The organism is Prauserella sp. PE36, from assembly GCF_003311655.1.
Lineage (GTDB): Bacteria > Actinomycetota > Actinomycetes > Mycobacteriales > Pseudonocardiaceae > Prauserella_A > Prauserella_A endophytica.
The window spans coordinates 1-18720 of the sequence record NZ_QEQT01000078.1 but is presented as its reverse complement, the minus strand read 5'-3'; the positions used below and the strand labels follow the sequence as shown (position 1 = coordinate 18720).

The following is an 18720-nucleotide window of genomic DNA, read 5'->3' as shown; positions in this document are numbered from 1 at the left end:
TGATGCGCCCCGGGTTCTGTGCAGGCTTTGATTCCAGGAAGGATGCAGAGCATGCCGGCACCGAAGAAGTACAGCGACGAGCTGCGTGAGCGGGCGACGCGGATGGCGTTGGATGGGATCGCGAGGGGCAGCGGATGGCAGTCATCCGCCGGGTCGCGAGTCAGTTGGACGTGCACCCGGAGGCGTTGCGGACGTGGGTCAAGCGCGCCGAGATCGACGCCGGCACGGCACCTGGCCGCACCAGCGACGACGCTGCGCGGATCGCCGAGCTGGAACGCGAGGTGCGTGAATTGCGGCGGGCGAACGAGATCCTGAAGACGGCTTCGGCGTTTTTCGCCGCCGCGGAGCTCGACCGCAAGACCAAGTAACCTCTGACGATTCCGCCCATCGGCGGGAGGTTCCGCTCGCGGTGGTCTTTGACTATATCGATGGCCACCGCGAGCGTGTTGTTGAGGGGAAGAAACTCGGGGTCGAGCCGATCTGCGCAGTCCTGAAAGAATCGGGTGTACAGATCGCTCCGAGAACGTATTGGGCAGCGAGGAAACGCGCACCATCAAAACGCGTCCTGCGGGATGCGGAGCTGCTCACCGAGATTGAGCGCGTGTTCCGTGAGAACTACAGCGTCTACGGGGCGCGGAAAGTGTATGCCCAGCTCAACCGTGAGGGAATCCGCGTGGCTCGCTGCACGGTCGAGCGGCTGATGCGGCAGAAGGGCCTGCAGGGTCTACGGCGGGGCAGGCGCCCCAGGACCACTATCGCCGCGGCCTCACCTTCGTCGGCAGACCTGGTCGGGCGCCGCTTCACCGCCGATCGCCCGAACCAACTCTGGGTAGCGGATATCACCTATATCCGGACGTTTTCGGGATGGGTATATGCCGCGTTCGTCATCGATGTGTTCTCAAGAATGGTCGTGGGCTGGCAGGTCTCGACCTCGTTGCACACGAATCTCGCCCTTGACGCGTTGGAGATGGGGATCTGGGCCAGGAAACGAGCCGGGCAATGCCGAGCACGAAGAGTGCGAGCAGCACAAGTGCCGCGAGGACCTGGGGCGTCATTGTCTCTCCAGCGTGTATGGCCGGTTGGAGTAGGAATCTGGTGGCTGATCAACCCGATCGTGGTGGCGGGCGAGTGGCCGGGCTCGAGTAGGATGTCGACGAGTGCAGCACGTACGGTCGCCTTCTTCACCGGCCGCCCAGGAAGGACTTCGCTGCTGCGATAGCCCGCCGCCGGATGAAGTAGTCGAGCACCTGTTCAAAGCCGTGGTAATCAATCGCGTTTGCGCCAGGCGCATGCCACGCAACGTCCGGGGGACAGAGCGTATTGACGGCAGCTCGATCGACCGGGCGCGCTCGATCGGATCCAGTGGGTCGTGACACCGCGGAGTACCTCTGGGGTTGGGAACCGGGTGGCTGCCCCGGACCGGAAGGGTCCTCCGGGCGGGTCTGCGCAGCAGCCCGCCCGGGATCCCCAGCGGGAGGAGCGGTGTGTCGCGAGTCGGCGGTCAGTCCCGCGACCACGGAACGAGGGCGCGCTCGATCCGGTTCATCAGTAGCTGGACGGTCAGGCCGAGGATCGCGATCGCCATCAGACCGGAGTACATCGTCTCGACCTGGAAGAGCTCCCAGGCGTTGTAGATCATGTACCCGAGCCCGCTGTCGGCACCGATGATCTCAGCGACGGCGATGAGGATCAGACCCATGCCGATGCCCAACCGCAAGCCGGTCATGATCATCGGCATTGCGCCGGGCAGCGCCACCGTGCGCAGGTACTGGATCCGGCTGGCGCTGAAGTTCTGCGCCACCTCGGTGTAGATGCGGTCGAGGTTGAGCACCCCGGCCAGGGTGTTGAAGAAGACCGGGAAGAAGACGCCGAGTGCGACGAGGACCCACTTCGACGGCTCGCCGAGACCGAAGATGAGCAGCAGCAGCGGGGCGATGGCGCTCTTGGGGATCGGGTACAGCGACTGCACGAGCGGGAGCAGGGCGGCCCGCCCGAGGCGGGAGAACCCGAGCACGAGCCCCAGCAGCACGCCCGGGACGACGCCGACCAGGAAGCCGATGCCGACGCGCCGCAGGCTGATCAGCATATTGTCGAGGAGGTAACCGCTGGCGAGGTTGTTCCAGGTGGAGACCAGGATCGCCGAGGGTGCGGGGAAGAACCGCGGATCGATCAGGCCGGTGCGCGCCGCGAGATCCCACAGCAGCAGCACCGCTAGTGGCGAGGCGAACGCCAGAATCTTCTCCAGGCGCTTCGACCGGGCCCCAGCGCTGGCGGAGGAACCCTCCACGGCCGTGAGCCGGGTGTCACCGGTCGGGGTCCTCCCGACCGCTGCCGCCTGCTGGCCGGCCACGCCGCGCGCTCCGTCCGCGAAGGCCTCGGCCGGCCCTTCGACCGGCTTCGACAGCCCGGCCGGTGCCTCTGATGTGGACATGGTTCCTCGATCCCCTCGAACACCGTCGTGGTTGGCCGTCATGAGCCGATCCTGGCGGCTTCGTCGGCCATCGCGTTCCCGACCTCGTCGCGAAGCAGGTCCCACAGGTAGGACACCAGCTCGCCGTACCCCGACGCCTTGCGCAGCGCCATCACATCGCGGGGGCGCTCGAAGGGCACCTGCACCGCGGCCTTGATCCGGCCCGGGTGCGAGGTCATGACCAGCACCCGATCGGACAGCGAGACTGCCTCGTCGAGACTGTGCGTGATGTAGACGACGGTCTTGCCGGTGTCGCCCCAGATCCTCATCAGCTCGGCCTGCAGGACGGCCTTGGTCTGCTCGTCGAGCGCGGCGAACGGCTCGTCCATGAACAAGATGTCGGCGTCGTAGGCGAAGGCCCGGGCGATCGCCACACGCTGCTTCATGCCGCCGCTGAGTTGGTGGGGATAGGCGTTCTTGAACGCCGCCAGCCCGGTCGTGGCGACCCAGTAGGCGGTCTGCTCCTTGATCACCGATCGGGGCGCGCGGGCCATCCGCAGCCCGTAGCTGACGTTCTCCTCGACGGTCAGCCACGGGAAAGCGCTCTGCTGCTGGAAGACGACGGCGTTGGCGGGCCGGGTGTCGTCGACCTGACGGCGCAGCGTGATGCGGCCAGAGGTCTGCCGGTCGAGCCCGGCCAGGATGCGCAGTAGCGTGGTCTTCCCACAGCCGGAGGGCCCGACGATGCTGAGGAACTCGCCGTTGCCCACAGTCAGGGAAATGTCGTCCAGCGCTACGACTGGCGGCTTGTTCTTGACCGCGAACGTCTTCGTCAGGTTCGCGACGCTGATCTTGATGGTCTCGTCCTCGGCGCCGGCGTGGCCGACGATCTCGGCAGTGCTCATGAGGTCTTCGCCTTCGCTCGGATCTCGTCGCAGGACTGTGCGTTCTGCGCGTACCTCGTGTTGATCAGCTCGTCGACCGACAGGGGCCCGGTCACCAGACCATTGGCTGCCAGCCTGTCGATCGTCTGCTGGACGTCGTCCGCGTTGAGCGCACCGTCGGAGCGCAACCCGATCGGGATGCCCCTGCGCAGCGACTCGACGCTCTCGCCGGTGGCGTCGGCGATGATGCCCAGTACCGCGTCGGCGTCCTTGCCGTCACGGACCGCGGCGTTGTAGTCCTGCACCCCGCACAGGTAGGCGGAGAGAAAGTCCTGGGCCTGTTCCGGGTGCTCCTCGACGAAGGGCCCCCCGAACACCACGCCCGCCACCTGCAGGTCACGGGCCATCGCGCCGCCGTCGGCCAGGACCACCCCGGCATTGCGACCCAGAGCCTGGCTGAGGAACGGCTCAAAGACGAAGGCCGCGTCGACCGCCTTCTGCTCCAGTGCGATCACCCGCTGGTTCTGGCCGAGCGTGGTGATCTTGACGTCCTTGGTGGTCAGACCGCCCTGCGCCAGGTAGCCGGAGATCGCGACGTCGAGAGAGGACCCAGCCGAGCCGACGGCGATCGTCCGCCCGCGCAAATCAGCCGGCCCCTTGATGACGCTAGCGTCGCTCGGTCGGATCAGCATGGCGCCGTAGCTGGGAGTCGACCCGTCGGTGAACGACCCTTTGTCCGCGACGAGCTGCAAGTGATTGCCCGATCGGACCGCGTTGATCAGACCGGAGTTCAGCGACAGGCCGCCGACGTCGAGCCGGCCGGTGGACAGCAGCGGGATGAGGTCGCTACCGCCGGAGACCTGCTTGTACTCTACCTTCAACCCGACCGCGCGGAAGTAGCCGCGGTGGTCGGCCAGGTAGAACCCGGCGTCGCTGGACGAACCCGGGGATCCAATGGTGATCGCGTCTGCAGAGCCGGAACCAGCCGAACCGCCGTCGCACGCGGTGAGCGCCAGCAGCAGGGCGGCTACGGCACCCGGGATACTCCCCGTCCTGAGGACTGACATGGCGAGGGCCTCCTTGCCCAACAATCGTCGCCGTGCCCGCGCGGTGACGGCACAGCCCGGAATCACTGATGGTCTAACGGTTCTGTCCTGCCACCGGGCAATGTCCCGGCGACCTTCTCTCCCACGACACGGTGTTCGGCTCGTTGGTTGGAGCCGCTCTTCGAACGAGTACGCGAGTACGGAAGGGGCGTCGTCGTCGAGGAGTATGAGGTCTAACAACAAGCCTTATCAACCGCCGGGCTCAGAGGGACGGCCGGATCGGACCGACCGCCCGGCAGCCGGGACGCGCATGTTCGCCTGTTCTCCGTCGGCCTTGAAGTTAGGTGGTGTCTGGGTTCGGGCGTTTGCAGGTATGGCAGGCGCCGGTCCAGAGGCCGAGGAGGGTCTGGAGTTCACGGGGGACGGCGTAGAGGGTCGGGCCGGCACAGGGGCTTTTGGGTCGTAGCGCAGCGAGGTGAAGAACGCCTGGGCCAGCGCGGTGAGGGTGACGTGTCGGTGCCAGCCGAGGTAGCTGCGGCCTTCGAAGTGGTGCAGGCCGAGGCCGTCTTTGAGCTCGCGGAAGTCGTGCCCGATGCGCCAGCGGATCTTCGCGAGCCGGACCGGTTCCCGCAGCGGGGTGTCGACGGGCTGTTGGATAGCCAGTAGTCGGTGGGCTCGGGTGCCCCGGGTGGCCATGCGGCGGTCAACCAGCACTCGGGCAGCGTGCCGTCGCCGCCTCGGGGGGTGTCGCGGTTGGCCGGTCGGACCCGCAGGGCGAGGAACCGGGAGGTCATCGCGGCGGTGGGATTGCCCGGGCCCTGGCGGGCGCCGCGGCGCCAGGTGACCCGGCGCAGCGCGCGGCGGCCCGCGCCGCGGGCGAGCGCGGCGAGCGTGGACGGGGTGTCGGCGTAGCGCGGCACCGGGGGCCGACCGCGACCGCTGTAGGGCGGGCTCACCGGTTCGGCGTCGGCGGGATATGCGCTGGTCGCGGCTTTGACCGCGAGCACGTAGGGCAGGGTGTCGGCCTCGAGTTCGAGGCGGAACTCGGTGCAGTCGCCGTAGCCGGCGTCGGCGACCACCGGCCGCGGGGCCAGACCCCAGCCACCGATCTGCTCGTCGTCGATCTCTTGTGGCCGGTGATCTCGTCGAGCATGTCCAGGGCTTGGCGCCACTTCTCCCGGCGCCGCACCTCATCCGGAATCTTGCTGCGCGCCCGCCGGCGGCGAATCTCCTCGGCCGCCACAGGTTTGTCGGTCGTGGTGTCGTCCCAGGAGCCCAGCCTGTCAACAACCTCTGTCAGTTTTCGACCTAGTCGGGGTCAGCGTGCACGCTGACCCCGATCTGGCAGTTCCCGACCTTGCTCAGCGACCCGGAGTACATCCGGGCCACCCCGGGCGATTCGACGCCGTCCTTGCCGAAGCCGGTGTCGCCGACGACGAACGCGCGGGGGTCGATGAACTCGGCCGCCTACCGGGCTAGCCGGCCACCCACCTGCGCGTAGTCCCAGGTCGAAGAGGTCACGAACTCCTGCAACTGCTGATGATCGACCCCGAGCCGGGCGGCCATCGGCTGCATGGACTTGCGCTTGCCATCCAGCAGCAACCCACGCAGATACAACTCGTCCTTGGCCCGCTGATCAGCCCGGGCCAGCCCGCCGAGCATCCCTCCTCCGGAGGCACGACCCGAACGAGATCACGAACCACGCCGGATCAGCGGGAACGACACATCTGGCAAAGTGCTACTAGGGGCTGGGGGCCTAACACCTAAAAGGAGCAGACATGGTCGCTGACGAAACTGCCTTATCATCAGTCCATGAGCTCCGAATCTGAGGTCGGCGCGCGGCCGATCACCGGGCAGTCCGGCATGTTCAACAGGGTGACCTCCGGTCGGGTGTCGAACCTGATCGTCGAGCGGATCCGGGTGCTCATCCGGGACGGCCAGCTGAAGGCGGGGGATCGGCTGCCGTCGGAGCGGGAGCTCGGTGACCAGTTCGGGGTCAGCCGGGTGACCGTACGTGAAGCGCTGAAGATGCTCGAGGCGAACGGGCTGGTCACGATCAAGGTGGGCGCCCGCGGCGGCGCGTTCGTCACCGCGCCGACCAGCGAGCGGGTCGGGGAGGGCATCTCGGACCTGCTCACCTTCTCGGTGGTGGAGCCCGCAGACGTGACCGAGGCGCGGCAGGTGTTCGAGATCGGGATCGTGCCGCTCGTGTGCCGTAGGGCGGACGCACAGGACGTCCACGAGCTCCTGGAGATCTGTGACCGAGCCGACGCGCTCCAGCGAACGGAGGGAGAGTATCCGGTTTCGCTGTCGGCGGAGTTCCACGTCCGCGTGGCGCGGGCGACGCACAATCCGGCGCTGGAGCTGTTGGCGCGCACGTTCCATGGTCCGGTGCTGCGGTCGCTCATGCGTGCTCAGGAGGAAGACCCGAGCGTCGGGATCAAGGGCGCACAGGAACACCGGGAGTTCGTGGAGGCGGTCCAGATGCGGGACGTCGCGGCCGCAACCGCCGTGATGACTGCTCACCTCGCCCGGACGGCAGAGCGACTGCGTCCGGGCGAGTGAGTAGGGTCAGCTGAGCCGCGCGGCGAGCCGGGGATAGACGCGCAGAGCGTTGCGCTCGAACACTGCCTGTGCCGCCGCCGGCTCGGTGAGGATGGCGTCCACGTACCGCTTGGTGTCGTCGAAGTAGTGCCCGGTCGTCGGGTCGACCCCGCGGACGGCGCCGAGCATCTCGGAGGCGAACAGGACGTTGTCCGTCCCGATCACGTCCAGCAGCAGGCGCACGCCCGGCTCGTGGTACACGCAGGTGTCGAAGAAGACGTTGGCCATGAGGTGCTCGGCGAGCGGCGGGCGGCCGAGCCGGTCCGCAAGGCCGCGGAATCGCCCCCAGTGGTAGGGCACCGCGCCACCGCCGTGCGGGATCACAAACCGCAGCGTGGGGAAGCGGCCGAAGAGATCGCCCTGCAACAGCTGCATGAACACCGAGGTGTCGGCGTTGAGGTAGTGGGCGCCGAGGGTGTGCGCTGCGGGCGTGCAGGAGGCCGAGACGTGGATCATGGCGGGCACGTCCAGCTCCACCATGGCCTCGTAGAGCGGGAACCAGTACTCGTCCGTCATCGGTGGTGCCGTCCAGTGGCCGCCGGACGGGTCCGGGTTGACGTTGACACCGACGAACCCGAGCTCGGAGACCGTGCGGCGCAGCTCGGCCACCGCGTCCGTGATTTCGCCACCGGGGGTCTGCGGCAGCTGGGCCACGCCCGCGAAGTGCGCCGGGAACAGGTCGGTCACCCGGGCGACGAGGTCGTTGCAGGTCCGCGCCCAGGTCCGGGCCACCTCCGGGTCGGGCAGGTGGTGCTCCATGGCCGACGCCTGCGGGGAGAAAATCATCAGGTCGCCGCCGCGCTCGCGCAGCAGGCGCAGCTGGTTGGTCTCCACGGCCTCGCGGACCTCGTCGTCCGACGCGTGCGCGAGGACCGGCTCGGGGAGGTCGGGATCGGCCGACCGGGCGAGCTGGGCCTTGCGGAAGTCGGTGTGCGTGGCCGGCGGGGTGGTGAAGTGCCCGTGGCAGTCGATGATCACGTGTCCTCCCGGTGCTCTGCGTGGTCCACGTAGCGCAGCCCCTTGGCTGCCAGCCGTTCCCGCATGTTCTGCAGGTCCAGCCCGAGCGTGCCCTGCCGGTAGTGCTCGCGGGTCACGGCCTCCTTCTCCTCCCGGGCCGCGGACGCGGCGGCGACGGCGGCGACCTCCTCGCGAGGGACGACGACCACGCCGTCGTCATCGGCGACGATGGCGTCTCCGGGCCGCACCAGCTGTCCGGCGCACGCCACCGGCACGTTGACGCTGCCGAGGGTCTCCTTGACGGTGCCGAACGCGGAGACGCAGCGGGACCAGACCGGGAAGCCCATCTCGGTCAGTTCGCGGACGTCCCGGCAGCCCGCGTCGATCACCAGGGCCAGCACTCCGCGGGTGGCCAGCGCGGTGGCGAGCAGCTCGCCGAAGTAACCGGCGTCGGAACGGGTGGTGGGGGCCACGACCAGCACGTCCCCGGCCCGGCACTGCTCGACGGCGACGTGGATCATCCAGTTGTCTCCGGGCGGGATGCTCACGGTGACCGCGGTCCCGGCCACGTGCGCGCCGGGGTAGATCGGCCGCAGTCGCGGCGCCAGCAGCCCGGTGCGGCCCTGCGCCTCGTGCACGGTCGCGACCCCGAACCGAGCCAGCTCCTTGACCGCGGCCTCGTCGGCGCGTGGGGGGTTGCGCACCACGACGTTCCCGACGTGCCTGCTCACGACACACCGGCCCAGGGCAGCAGGGAGACGTGTACGACGTCCTCCTCCACCTCGCCGCCGACGGCGCGGATGGCCCGGTCCACCTGGTCGAGGGTGAAGGTGTGTGTGACCAGCCGCTCGAGCGGGAAGCGGCCGGAGGCCAGCTGGTTCAGCGCCAGCTCGCAGGACCGGTAGCCGTGCCCGCGGGCGCTGCGCACTGTGATCGCCTTCTCGGTGAGCTTCTTGAGCGGGAAGTCCGGGAACGCGGCGAGCTCGCCCTGCACCACCATCACGCCCTCGCGCCGGGTGAGCGCGTCCACGCCGAGCAGCACCGGCGCGGTGCCCGCCCCCGCAGTGCAGTCCAGCACCACGTCCACGCCCGTGCCGCCGGTCAGGTCCCGAACGGCGGTGAGCGCGTCCTCGGTCAGCACGTCCACCACGTGGTCCGCGCCCAGGTCCTTCGCCAGCTTCAGCCGGGCGGCGTCTCGGGTGGTGCCGGTGACGATGATCGTCGAGGCGCCCGCCTGCTTGCAGGCGACGACCTGGGAGAGCCCCTGCTGGCCCGGGCCCTGGATCAGCACGGTCGAGTCGTAGCCGACGCCGCCGGCGTTGAGCGCCCACTCGATCCCGTTCGACAACGGGGTGACCAGGCCCGCGAGCTCGGCGGACACCCCGTCAGGCACCTTGTGCAGCACCGCGTTCCACGGCAGGTACATGTACTGCGCGAACCCGCCCCAGAGGTGGTAGGGGTTGTCCGCGGACGTGTAGCCGTAGCGGCGTGCGTCGGGGTTGGTGCGCCAGTCGGTGTTCTCGCAGTGCCGGTACTCGCCAGCGTGGCACCACCGGCAGTGGAAGCAGCCGATGTAGTGCTCGACGAACACCCGGTCGCCCACGGCGAGCCCGTGGCGGCGCAGGAACTCCGGGCCCGCGTCCGCGATGATGCCCACGTTCTCGTGTCCCATGATCACCGGATCGGCGAACGGGGGCGTGGCGTACATCTTCACGTCGGTCCCGCAGATACCGGCGACCTCGACCTTCAGCAGGGCGCCGTCGGCGGGCACGTCTGGCATGGCGAAGCTCCGCAACTCAGTGCGGCCGGGCCCGGTGCGCACAGCCGCGAGTACGTCCTCAGCCATCGCAGTTCACTCCTTGGTCATGGTCTGGTGTATGACCAATGCTAGTGTGTGATGGCGGGCGGGGCCAGGGGCGGTCCCGCGGAAGAGGGGAACGACGCCATGCCCGAGATGCACCTCCGGACGGTTACCCGATCACAGGGCGCGAACCTGGCGCTCAAGGAGGGCACGATCGCGCCCGCCCGCGCCCGGCTGGACTTCGTCGAGGTGTCCCCGCTGGTCCAGGCGTTCCGCCGGATGGTGCGTGGGCTGGAGTTCGACGTCTGCGAGCTGTCCGTGACCACATATCTCGCAGCGAAGGCCCACGGGGCGCGGTTCACCGCGCTGCCGGTGTTCCTGGTGCGGGGGTTCCACCATCAGGCGATTCAGGTCGCCGCGGGCTCCGGGGTCCGCCCCGAGGACCTCGCCGGGCGGCGGGTCGGGGTGAGCCGCGGGTACACGGTCACCACCGGTGTGTGGGCGCGGGGCGTACTGGCGGACGAGTACGGCGTCGACCTGGACGCGGTGGTGTGGGCGCTGTCCGGCGACGAGCACGTCGCCGAGTTCGTGCCGCCACCGAATGTGGAGCCCGCGGGCGGGGACCTGGGCGAGCTGCTCGGCGCGGGCGAGCTTGCCGCGGTGATCGGTGCGGACCTGAGGGGACCTGCGGTCGAGCCGTTGATCCAGGACGCGTTCGAGGCCGGCGTGCGCGCGCTTCGTCGGGACGGGTTCCACCCGGTCAACCACCTCGTCGTCGTCCGGGACGAGCTGCTGGACGCGCATCCGGGCCTCGCCGAGGACCTCTTCGTGGCGTTCGCGCGCGCCAAGACCGAGTACGTCGACGCGCTGCGGGCGGGCCGTGTCGCCGAGCCCACGGCGGCGGACAGGACCAACGCCCGGGTGGCCGAGGTGACTGGACGCGATCCGCTGCCCTATGGGGTGGAGCCCAACCGGGCGGTGCTGGAGAAGCTGATTGACCACGCGCTCGCCCAGCGCATCCTGGACACCCGGCCGGACGTGGACACCCTGTTCGCCAAGGGCACGCACGAGCTGGTGGGCTGAGGCATGCGGATCGCAGTCGTCGCCGACCACAACGCCCTGCCGATGAAAGCGCAGCTCGGCGCGTGGCTCACCGCCCGGGGCCATGAGGTGAACGACCGGGGGGTGCACGCGGAGGAGGTCGTGGACTACCCGTTGCTCTGCGAGGACGTGTGCGCGCAGGTGCTCTCCGGGTCCGCCGAGTTCGCGATCGTGCTGGGCGGCAGCGGCAGCGGCGAGCAGATCGCCTGCAACAAGATCCGCGGGATCCGGGCCGCGCTGTGCCACGACACCTTCGTCGCCGAGGTCGCCCGGGGCAACAACGATGCGAACGTGCTGGTCATGGGCGCGAAGGTGATCGCGGCGGACGCGGCCGAGCGGATCCTGGACGTGTGGTTGGCGACCCGGTTCCGCGGTGGGCGGCACGCGGACCGGGTCGCCATGATCATGGCGCTCGATCGCGGGGAGTCACTGCGCCAGCCGGTCGAGGAAGGCTAGGACGCGCGCGGGGGCGGTCTCGGCGGTCTGCTCGGCCACCGGGACGTCCCACAGCTCGGAACCGGGCAGACACTCGTGCAGGAACCATGCCGCCGAGCGGGCGTGCGAGCGGTCCTGCCCCGGCACCACCAGCGCCGGCACGTCCAGTGCGAGCAGGTCCTCCGGCTCCGGGCCCGGCACGCTGTCCCGGTCGAACATCGTGCGGGCCAACCCATCCAGCACAGTCCGGTAGCGCTCGAGGTCCAGCGCGGCGTAGGTCTGCGCGAAGGCGGGATCGCTGCGCAATACCGCCGCCCACGGCCCCACGGCCGGGTCCGTGCTGAACCCGGCCGCGGTATTCTTCACCCGGTCGACGACCGCGGCGAGCCCGTGCGCGGCAACGAACGCGGCGTGCTCGGCGAACCGACGGTGCTGCGTCATCCGGTAGCCGGCGCCGCCCGCCGGGGAGTAGAGCACCATACCCGCCGTGCGCTCGGGACGGGCGACCGCGAAGGCCGTCGCCACCGAGCACCCGACGCACGCGCCGAGCAGCGCGGCCCGCTCCACGCCGAGGTGGTCGAGCAGGCCTCGGCCCTGCGCGGCGTAGTCCGCCCAGGTGACACGCTCGACGCGCCCCCCGGACTCCCCGGCCTCGCGGCGGTCGAACACGATGCACCGATAGCGCTCGGCCAGCCGGTCCACCAGGCCCGTGCGCCGGTAGACGCCGTGCGTGGCCCAGTTCTCCAGCTTGGCGTCGAACCCGCCGGGGGAGAACAGCAGCAGGGGGAACCCCTCGCCGCGCACCTCGTAGCGGGTGGTCAGTCCGTCGATCACGGTGGTCGGCATGTCAGCGGCCCCCGCGGATCTGCCGGCCGGCCCGGACGTCCTCGGCGTACGCGGTGAGGGCGTCGTAGCTGATCTGCGCGACGTTGGCATAGGTGTCGGGTGGGTCGTCGATGCCCGAGGCGGCGTAGCCGATCGCCGCCGTCGCCATCCGGATCCGGCCGTCGAGCCACGGCCCGCCGCCGTGCCCACCCAGCACCGGGATGGACACGGCGTCCACCACCGCCGGGCCCACCACGGGCCCGGAGTTGGTGAAGTTGAGCAGCGATGCGCCCGCGGCCTCGAGCGCCTTGGCCTCGGCCACCAGCTCGTCGCGCATCTCCGGCGGCACCTCGGTCTCCCGGCCCGGGGTGGCGCTGTAGGTGACGCCGTGGCGCAGCGCTGTCTGCGGGGTGATTCCGAACTGCGCGAACACCGGGATGCCCGCGTCCCGCACTGCTGCGACCGCGTCCAGGTGGTCCGCGGCGCCGTCGAGCTTGACGACGTCCACCCCCGCCTCCTTGACCAGCCGGATCGCCGCGCGCACGGCCGTGCGGGGGCCCTCCTGCAACGGCCCGAACGGGAAGTCGCAGGACAGCAGAGCTCCGGTGACGCCGCGCCGGACGGCCTGGGCGACGACCAGGATCTGCTCCATCGTGATCTCCAGGGGGTTCGGCTGACCCCACAGGTTGATCCCGACGGTGTCGCCGATGGACACGATGTCCACGCCGACCCGGTCGGCGATCCGGGCCATCTGGTAGTCCCACGCGACGACGCACACACTCTTGCGTCCCGCGCGCTTCATCGCCTGCAGCTCGGGCAGGGTCGTCATGGATCGCACCTCCTCAGGCCCTGATCGCGCTGAGCAGGTCGGCGACGTCGGACTCCTCGCCGTTGACCAGCAGCACTCGTGCGTACGGGCGCAGCGCCCGGACGGCGCCCGCCATTCCGGTCTGGCGCCCGACCGCCACGGCTGCGGTCATGATGCCCCGCTGAGCGCAGGCCCGGCCGATGGCCTCGACCGCCTCCGGGGAGGCGTCGTCCCGGGTGGCGATCATGACGACGACGTCCCCCTCCGCCAGCTCGTCGGCAAGCGGGGACGGGTTGCCGTTCGTGCGGTGCAGCCACGTGCCCGGCTCAGTCGGGCTCTGGGTGGGCAACGTGTAAAAGCGCGCCGCGTTCCACGGCTCGCGGGTGAGCCGCCGGACGAGGGTGGCCGCGCCGTCGTCCAGCGCGACGACGCGGGCACCGTGCCTGCCCTTGATCGGGATGTCGATGCGGTACCGGGCCTCTTCCAGGGAGGTCGCCTCGGCGCAGCTGCTTTGCAGGATAGGGATCATAGTTGTTTCTGCTCAGACCGAGGCGTGCGGCTTGCCGGGCTCCGCGGTCAGCGCGTCCTGGCTGGAATCGATGAACGCGGCGTTCCGGGGCAGCACCACGGCGGCGGACCGGACGCGGTGGTGGGCCGGGTCGACGCCGGGCGGCACGGTGCCGTCCTTCTGCAGTGCCAACGCTGCCTTCCGCAGCTTCTGGCGGGCCTTGATGATCCCGGCGTCCGCGGACACCAGGCGCTCCTTCGAGCGGTCGACGATCGGGCCCATGCTCTCCTGCAGGGAGGAGTCCTGGATCGCGATCCCCTTGACCCCGGAGAAGTACTCGCCGCGGCGCTGGGCCTCCCGGTCCATCAGGTAGTCGTTGTCCTTGTTCGCGACCGGCCGGTAGGTGCCGGGGATGTTCTCGCTGTGCACGCCGTGGCCCGCGCGCATCGCCGCCACCTCGGTCTCGGTCAGGGGCCGGGTCGGGTGGTAGTCGAAGGAGTAGGCCCAGCAGTTGTGGTCGTCGATCGGGATCCACCAGTGCCCGTGCACCGGGTGGTCACCGCGCGGGGGCACCAAGGTGAAGCTTGGCATCACCCACGGCGTGATCCGCCAGTAGTAGCTGTCCTCCTCGGCGTTGCGCCGGGCCCCGACAAACAGCCCACCGTCCGCGTCCGCGACTTCGAAGAACGGCCGGAGGTCGCGCATGTTGTACTCGTTGCCCTTCGCGCCCTTGAACAGCGGGTCGCTCTTCAACCCGCCCGAGTGCAGCCAGGACACGTGGCTGGAGTCGATGCCGCCCTCGAAGGCCTGCAGCCAGTTGCACTCCTGCCAGCGCTTCGAGATGTAGGTCTGCTCGGGGGCGACGTGCGCGAACTCGAACTCCGGCAGCGGGGGGCGCTTGTCCGGGTCCCCCATGTGGGTCCACAGCACGTCGCCGATCTTGACCAGCGGGTACGAGCGCAGCTTCACATGGGCGCAGAAGTTGCTGTTCTCCGGCTCGGACGGGACCTCGACCGCCTGGCCAGTCACGTCGTACTTCCAGCCGTGGTAGGCGCAGCGCAACCCACCTTCCTCGTTGCGGCCGAACCACAACGAGGCGCCGCGGTGTGCGCAGAACTCGTCGATCAGCCCGTAGCGGCCCTCGCTGTCCCGGACGGCGAGCATGCGCTCCGAGAGGAGTTTCACCCGCACCGGGGGTGAGTCGTTCTCGGGCAGTTCCTCGGCGAGCAAGGCTGGGATCCAGTACTGCCGGAAGAGCTCCCCCATGGGGGTGCCGGGACCGGTCTGGGTCAGCAGCTCGTTGATCTCGGTCTTGAGCAACGCCGGCCTCCTTTCGCCTCAAGTTGTTCCAAATGATAATACCGTTAGTCCGCCAAGTGTCCACTGGCGCGGTGCGACCACAGTCACGGCGCCATGACGAGCAGCTCCTTGAGGGAGCGGTCCGAGCCCGCCTCATCTGCGGGCACCGTCAAGCCCTGAGCCAATGCCTTGCGGCCCACCAGGTAGTCCGCAGGGGAGTTGACCGCATCCACGGCGACCAGGACGCCCGCGCGGTAGTAGAGGACCGCGAAGCGCTCGGCCTCCGGGGACCCGCGTACGACGGTCTGGTCGTGACCAGCGGAGATGCCGGCGATCTGCAGCTTGAGCTCACCCTGGTCCGACCAGAACCACGGCACCTCGCGTGCGGGCTCAGGCCGACCGGCGAGGCTGGCGGCGGCGATCTTCGCCTGGGCGACGGCGTTCTGGACGGACTCGATCCGGATCGGGCCGACCGGCCCCGGCTGAACGGTGCAGTCGCCTGCCGCGACGACGGTCGGGATGCTCGTGCGCGCGTTCGAGTCGACTACGACACCGCCCGCGCACAGCAGGCCGAGCTGCTCGGCGAGCTCGGTCCGCGGGACCACGCCGATGCCGACGAGCACCAGATCCGCGGGCAGCTCCGTCCCGTCGGCGAGCCCGACTCCGGCGACGGCGCCGTCCCTCCCGAGAATCTCGGTCACCGCGGAGCCGAGCAGCACGCGCACCCCGCGGCGCTGGTGCGCCTGCCGGTAGAACTCCGAGACGACAGGGGCCACAGCACGTCCGAGCAGCCGGTCCGCGGCCTCGACAACCGTCACCTCGACGCCGAACGTGCGCGCGGCCGCCGCGGCCTCGAGTCCGACGAACCCGCCGCCGACCACGACGACGCGCCTTGCGGCCGCCAGTGCGGCACGCAGCCGGTCGGAGTCGGCCAGGACTCGCAGGTGATGAACTCCGTCGAGCTCGGCACCGGGCACGGTGAGCTGCCGTACGCGCGCGCCGACAGTGAGCGCCAGCCGGTCGAAGGTCAGAGCGCGCCCGCCCGCGATCGCAGCCCGTTTTGGCGTCAGCTCGACGACGCGCTGGCCGATCAGCACCTCGATCCCGCGGTCGGCGTAGAAGGCGGCGGAGCGCAGCGTCAGCCCGGTCGCATCCGCGCGGCCGAGGAGGTAAGCCTTCGACAGCGGGGGGCGCTGGTAGGGCAGGTGCGGCTCGTGCCCGACGAGTGTGATCGGGGCGGTGTAGCCGGCCTCACGCAGCGAGGTGGCGAGTTGGGCCCCGGCCTGGCCCGCTCCAACGATCAGGGTACCGATGCTCACGGCTGTTCCCGCGGAATCTCGACGGTCAGCCCGTCCAACTCCTCAGAAACGATGATCTGGCATGAGAGCCGGCTGCCGGTCCGCCGGTCGGAGGTGGCCAGATCCATCATGTCGTCCTCCATCTCCCCGGGCGGGCCGACCGCGTCGAGGAAGTCGTCGCGCACCCAGACGTGGCAGGTCGCGCAGCTGAGGTTGCCACCGCACTCGGCCACGACACCGTCGAGCCCGTTCTGGGTCGCGGTGATCATGACGGAGTCACCCGTCCGGGCATCGACACCGGTCTCGGTGCCGTCGGGCAGCACGAAAACAAGCTTGGGCACCGGCAGCTCTTCCTCTTCAGACTAAGGGGGTTTAGGTATAATGTAATACCAATCTGCCTTTTGAGCAAGGTCAGGGGGTCGAGTGACGCGTGCCGACCCGAGGCGCGTGCCAGGCCAGCCCGTCGACGCTGGGCTCCTCGAGCCGTACTCCGAGACTGCACAGAAGGCAGCTGGTCCGGAGGACTTATGCACGCTCCAGTTCACCCACGGCCGACTCAACCCGTCGACGAGCTCGACGCTGCGCTCTTCGCCAACGTCAAGACCGCCCGGTCTATACCGCGAGGATCTCCTGTGATCCATCCTGCGTGGTGACCACCGCGCCTTCGCCGAGGAGGCCTTTCATGCTCGGCACCACGCCTGCGGCCTCGTATCGCCAGCGCAGGGCCGGTGCCGGACGACCTGCTCAGCCAGGCGACACGAAGGAGAGCCGAATGAGTGCCGTACCAATCACCTTGGCCTGTTGGGACTACGACCGCACGAGGGCGTTGGCGGAAGGCCGGGTGCGCCCCGACGGCATCGATCTGACCTACCTCAGCCTCCCCGTGGAGGAGACCTTCTTCCGCATGCTCCGCCACCGCGAGTTCGACGCGGCCGAGATATCTCTGGCCTCCTACGTCACGCACGTCGCCTCCGCCGCACGGGCCCGGGAGGAGACCGGGTTGGTCGCCATCCCGGTCTTCCCCTCCCGGTCGTTCCGCCATCACGGCATCTACGTCCGCACAGATAGCGATGTGCGACGACCCGCCGAGCTGGCAGGGGGGTCGTCGGGGTGCCGGAGTATCAGCTCACCGCGAACGTGTGGATCCGCGGGATCCTGGCCGACCGGCACGAGCTGCCCGTCTCCGCAGTCCGCTACCGAACCGGAGGCATGCACCAGCCCGGCCGGATCGAGAAACAGGAACTGAACCTGCCCCCGGATATTGAGGTGGAGCCAATCCCTGCCGGCCAGACGCTGCTAGAGATGCTGCTCGGTGGCGAGATCGACGCCCTCTATGCACCCCGCACCCCGCGCCCGCTCCTCCAGAGAGACGGCACCCTGCGGACGCTGTTCGCTGACCCCCGCGGCGAGGAGGAACGCTACGCCGCCGACACCGGCATCTTCCCCATCATGCATACCGTCGTCCTCCGCCGAGACCTCTACCTCGCTCGCCCCTGGCTGGCCCGCTCCCTGTTCTCTGCCTTTGAAGAGGCCAAGGCGCTCACCGAGGCTCGGATGGGTGAGGTCGCCGCGAATCCCTACATGGTTCCGTGGCTGGTCGACGAGTTGGAGCGGACGCGGTCGTTGTTGGGGCAGGACTTCTGGCCTTACGGGCTCGCCGCGAACCGCACCACCCTGGAGGTCTTCCTGCGCTATGCGCACGAGCAGGGGCTGACGACGGGCCACCTCACCGCTGACGAATTGTTGATGCGCCCCGGGTTCTGTGCAGGCTTTGATTCCAGGAAGGATGCAGAGCATGCCGGCACCGAAGAAGTACAGCGACGAGCTGCGTGAGCGGGCGACGCGGATGGCGTTGGATGGGATCGCGAGGGGCAGCGGATGGCAGTCATCCGCCGGGTCGCGAGTCAGTTGGACGTGCACCCGGAGGCGTTGCGGACGTGGGTCAAGCGCGCCGAGATCGACGCCGGCACGGCACCTGGCCGCACCAGCGACGACGCTGCGCGGATCGCCGAGCTGGAACGCGAGGTGCGTGAATTGCGGCGGGCGAACGAGATCCTGAAGACGGCTTCGGCGTTTTTCGCCGCCGCGGAGCTCGACCGCAAGACCAAGTAACCTCTGACGATTCCGCCCATCGGCGGGAGGTTCCGCTCGCGGTGGTCTTTGACTATATCGATGGCCACCGCGAGCGTGTTGTTGAGGGGAAGAAACTCGGGGTCGAGCCGATCTGCGCAGTCCTGAAAGAATCGGGTGTACAGATCGCTCCGAGAACGTATTGGGCAGCGAGGAAACGCGCACCATCAAAACGCGTCCTGCGGGATGCGGAGCTGCTCACCGAGATTGAGCGCGTGTTCCGTGAGAACTACAGCGTCTACGGGGCGCGGAAAGTGTATGCCCAGCTCAACCGTGAGGGAATCCGCGTGGCTCGCTGCACGGTCGAGCGGCTGATGCGGCAGAAGGGCCTGCAGGGTCTACGGCGGGGCAGGCGCCCCAGGACCACTATCGCCGCGGCCTCACCTTCGTCGGCAGACCTGGTCGGGCGCCGCTTCACCGCCGATCGCCCGAACCAACTCTGGGTAGCGGATATCACCTATATCCGGACGTTTTCGGGATGGGTATATGCCGCGTTCGTCATCGATGTGTTCTCAAGAATGGTCGTGGGCTGGCAGGTCTCGACCTCGTTGCACACGAATCTCGCCCTTGACGCGTTGGAGATGGGGATCTGGGCCAGGAAACGAGCCGGGCAA

The 18720-nt window shown here is 69.2% G+C and carries 20 protein-coding genes and 1 pseudogene; 8 read left to right on the top strand and 13 right to left on the bottom strand.

The features are described from left to right. Positions 1-134: 134 nt before the first annotated feature. Positions 135-368, top strand: coding sequence for a transposase (locus DI005_RS21080; protein ID WP_113643216.1), 234 nt, complete (start codon positions 135-137; stop codon positions 366-368). A 41-nt stretch (positions 369-409) separates the two neighbouring features. After that, positions 410-1219: an IS3 family transposase gene (locus DI005_RS21075; protein WP_158559859.1), complete on the top strand. Its 810-nt coding sequence runs from the start codon at positions 410-412 to the stop codon at positions 1217-1219. Between the two features lie 282 nt (positions 1220-1501). Here DI005_RS21075 and DI005_RS21070 read toward each other — a convergent pair whose 3' ends face one another. From DI005_RS21070 to DI005_RS39735, 4 genes and pseudogenes are all read right to left on the bottom strand, one after another. Next, the gene (locus DI005_RS21070) at positions 1502-2431 is read right to left on the bottom strand and encodes an ABC transporter permease (protein WP_113643259.1); all 930 of its coding nucleotides are present in this window, start codon (positions 2429-2431) and stop codon (positions 1502-1504) included. Positions 2432-2469: 38 nt separating this feature from the next. Continuing rightward, positions 2470-3315: an ABC transporter ATP-binding protein gene (locus tag DI005_RS21065; RefSeq protein WP_113643258.1), complete on the bottom strand. Its 846-nt coding sequence runs from the start codon at positions 3313-3315 to the stop codon at positions 2470-2472. Next, positions 3312-4361 (bottom strand): ABC transporter substrate-binding protein, encoded by a 1050-nt coding sequence (locus tag DI005_RS21060; RefSeq protein WP_113643257.1) that lies wholly within the window; start codon positions 4359-4361, stop codon positions 3312-3314. The genes DI005_RS21065 and DI005_RS21060 overlap by 4 nt, the downstream gene beginning before the upstream one ends. Before the next feature lie 378 nt (positions 4362-4739). Beyond that, a pseudogene (locus DI005_RS39735) lies at positions 4740-6002 on the bottom strand (IS701 family transposase); the annotation flags it as partial. A 150-nt stretch (positions 6003-6152) separates the two neighbouring features. On the opposite strand from DI005_RS39735, the gene DI005_RS21050 reads away from it, so the two are divergent. Next, positions 6153-6905 carry a FadR/GntR family transcriptional regulator gene (locus tag DI005_RS21050; RefSeq protein WP_113643256.1) on the top strand — a complete coding sequence of 251 codons (753 nt, stop codon included), beginning with the start codon at positions 6153-6155 and terminating at the stop codon, positions 6903-6905. Between the two features lie 6 nt (positions 6906-6911). On the opposite strand, the gene DI005_RS21045 is transcribed toward DI005_RS21050, so the two are convergent. From DI005_RS21045 to DI005_RS21035, 3 genes are read right to left on the bottom strand one after another with little or no spacing between them, the layout of a single operon-like run. Then, positions 6912-7922: an amidohydrolase family protein gene (locus tag DI005_RS21045; protein WP_113643255.1), complete on the bottom strand. Its 1011-nt coding sequence runs from the start codon at positions 7920-7922 to the stop codon at positions 6912-6914. After that, the gene (locus DI005_RS21040; protein ID WP_199543061.1) at positions 7919-8632 is read right to left on the bottom strand and encodes a 4-carboxy-4-hydroxy-2-oxoadipate aldolase/oxaloacetate decarboxylase; all 714 of its coding nucleotides are present in this window, start codon (positions 8630-8632) and stop codon (positions 7919-7921) included. Before DI005_RS21040 ends, DI005_RS21045 begins: the two co-directional genes overlap by 4 nt. Beyond that, positions 8629-9747 carry a zinc-binding dehydrogenase gene (locus DI005_RS21035; RefSeq protein WP_113643254.1) on the bottom strand — a complete coding sequence of 373 codons (1119 nt, stop codon included), beginning with the start codon at positions 9745-9747 and terminating at the stop codon, positions 8629-8631. Before DI005_RS21035 ends, DI005_RS21040 begins: the two co-directional genes overlap by 4 nt. A gap of 99 nt (positions 9748-9846) precedes the next feature. Between DI005_RS21035 and DI005_RS21030 the strand changes: the two genes are divergently transcribed. Together DI005_RS21030 and DI005_RS21025 are read left to right on the top strand one after the other, a co-directional pair. Further along, positions 9847-10785, top strand: a complete 939-nt coding sequence (locus DI005_RS21030; RefSeq protein ID WP_199543058.1) for a hypothetical protein — start codon at positions 9847-9849, stop codon at positions 10783-10785. A gap of 3 nt (positions 10786-10788) precedes the next feature. Beyond that, complete coding sequence (locus DI005_RS21025; RefSeq protein ID WP_113643252.1) at positions 10789-11259, top strand: RpiB/LacA/LacB family sugar-phosphate isomerase; 471 nt, start codon at positions 10789-10791, stop codon at positions 11257-11259. Here the strand turns inward: DI005_RS21025 and DI005_RS21020 are convergent. The 6 genes from DI005_RS21020 to DI005_RS20995 all read right to left on the bottom strand — a co-directional run bounded on the left by DI005_RS21020 (position 11230) and on the right by DI005_RS20995 (position 16317). Beyond that, complete coding sequence (locus DI005_RS21020) at positions 11230-12084, bottom strand: alpha/beta fold hydrolase (protein ID WP_113643251.1); 855 nt, start codon at positions 12082-12084, stop codon at positions 11230-11232. The genes DI005_RS21025 and DI005_RS21020 overlap by 30 nt on opposite strands. Before the next feature lies 1 nt (position 12085). Then, entirely contained in the window at positions 12086-12892 is an 807-nt protein-coding gene (locus tag DI005_RS21015) for a 3-methyl-2-oxobutanoate hydroxymethyltransferase (protein ID WP_199543055.1), read from the bottom strand. Positions 12893-12905: 13 nt separating this feature from the next. Beyond that, positions 12906-13400, bottom strand: a complete 495-nt coding sequence (locus tag DI005_RS21010) for a 3-methyl-2-oxobutanoate hydroxymethyltransferase (protein WP_113643249.1) — start codon at positions 13398-13400, stop codon at positions 12906-12908. Between the two features lie 12 nt (positions 13401-13412). Then, complete coding sequence (locus tag DI005_RS21005) at positions 13413-14699, bottom strand: aromatic ring-hydroxylating dioxygenase subunit alpha (RefSeq protein WP_113643248.1); 1287 nt, start codon at positions 14697-14699, stop codon at positions 13413-13415. A gap of 83 nt (positions 14700-14782) precedes the next feature. Continuing rightward, the gene (locus DI005_RS21000; protein ID WP_113643247.1) at positions 14783-15997 is read right to left on the bottom strand and encodes an NAD(P)/FAD-dependent oxidoreductase; all 1215 of its coding nucleotides are present in this window, start codon (positions 15995-15997) and stop codon (positions 14783-14785) included. Next, positions 15994-16317 (bottom strand): 2Fe-2S iron-sulfur cluster-binding protein, encoded by a 324-nt coding sequence (locus DI005_RS20995; RefSeq protein ID WP_113643246.1) that lies wholly within the window; start codon positions 16315-16317, stop codon positions 15994-15996. The genes DI005_RS21000 and DI005_RS20995 overlap by 4 nt, the downstream gene beginning before the upstream one ends. Positions 16318-17086: 769 nt before the next feature. Between DI005_RS20995 and DI005_RS38650 the strand changes: the two genes are divergently transcribed. The 3 genes from DI005_RS38650 to DI005_RS20980 form a co-directional block, all read left to right on the top strand. Next, a complete protein-coding gene (locus DI005_RS38650) occupies positions 17087-17809 on the top strand; it encodes a hypothetical protein (RefSeq protein ID WP_199543053.1) in 723 nt (240 codons plus the stop codon). Positions 17810-17854: 45 nt separating this feature from the next. Next, a complete protein-coding gene (locus DI005_RS20985; RefSeq protein WP_113643216.1) occupies positions 17855-18088 on the top strand; it encodes a transposase in 234 nt (77 codons plus the stop codon). A gap of 41 nt (positions 18089-18129) precedes the next feature. Continuing rightward, positions 18130-18720: IS3 family transposase (locus tag DI005_RS20980; RefSeq protein WP_147263889.1), on the top strand; the 591-nt coding region annotated here is incomplete at its 3' end.

Bases quoted from the DNA above. Each gene is read 5' to 3' on its own strand.
- DI005_RS21020 (WP_113643251.1), bottom strand. From the start codon at position 12,084: ATGCCGACCACCGTGATCGACGGACTGACCACCCGCTACGAGGTGCGC.
- DI005_RS21070 (WP_113643259.1), bottom strand. From the start codon at position 2,431: ATGTCCACATCAGAGGCACCGGCCGGGCTGTCGAAGCCGGTCGAAGGG.
- DI005_RS21065 (WP_113643258.1), bottom strand. From the start codon at position 3,315: ATGAGCACTGCCGAGATCGTCGGCCACGCCGGCGCCGAGGACGAGACC.
- DI005_RS21015 (WP_199543055.1), bottom strand. From the start codon at position 12,892: ATGACGACCCTGCCCGAGCTGCAGGCGATGAAGCGCGCGGGACGCAAG.
- DI005_RS21050 (WP_113643256.1), top strand. From the start codon at position 6,153: ATGAGCTCCGAATCTGAGGTCGGCGCGCGGCCGATCACCGGGCAGTCC.
- DI005_RS20985 (WP_113643216.1), top strand. From the start codon at position 17,855: ATGGCAGTCATCCGCCGGGTCGCGAGTCAGTTGGACGTGCACCCGGAG.
- DI005_RS21080 (WP_113643216.1), top strand. From the start codon at position 135: ATGGCAGTCATCCGCCGGGTCGCGAGTCAGTTGGACGTGCACCCGGAG.
- DI005_RS21035 (WP_113643254.1), bottom strand. From the start codon at position 9,747: ATGGCTGAGGACGTACTCGCGGCTGTGCGCACCGGGCCCGGCCGCACT.
- DI005_RS21060 (WP_113643257.1), bottom strand. From the start codon at position 4,361: ATGTCAGTCCTCAGGACGGGGAGTATCCCGGGTGCCGTAGCCGCCCTG.
- DI005_RS21030 (WP_199543058.1), top strand. From the start codon at position 9,847: ATGCCCGAGATGCACCTCCGGACGGTTACCCGATCACAGGGCGCGAAC.
- DI005_RS21010 (WP_113643249.1), bottom strand. From the start codon at position 13,400: ATGATCCCTATCCTGCAAAGCAGCTGCGCCGAGGCGACCTCCCTGGAA.
- DI005_RS21025 (WP_113643252.1), top strand. From the start codon at position 10,789: ATGCGGATCGCAGTCGTCGCCGACCACAACGCCCTGCCGATGAAAGCG.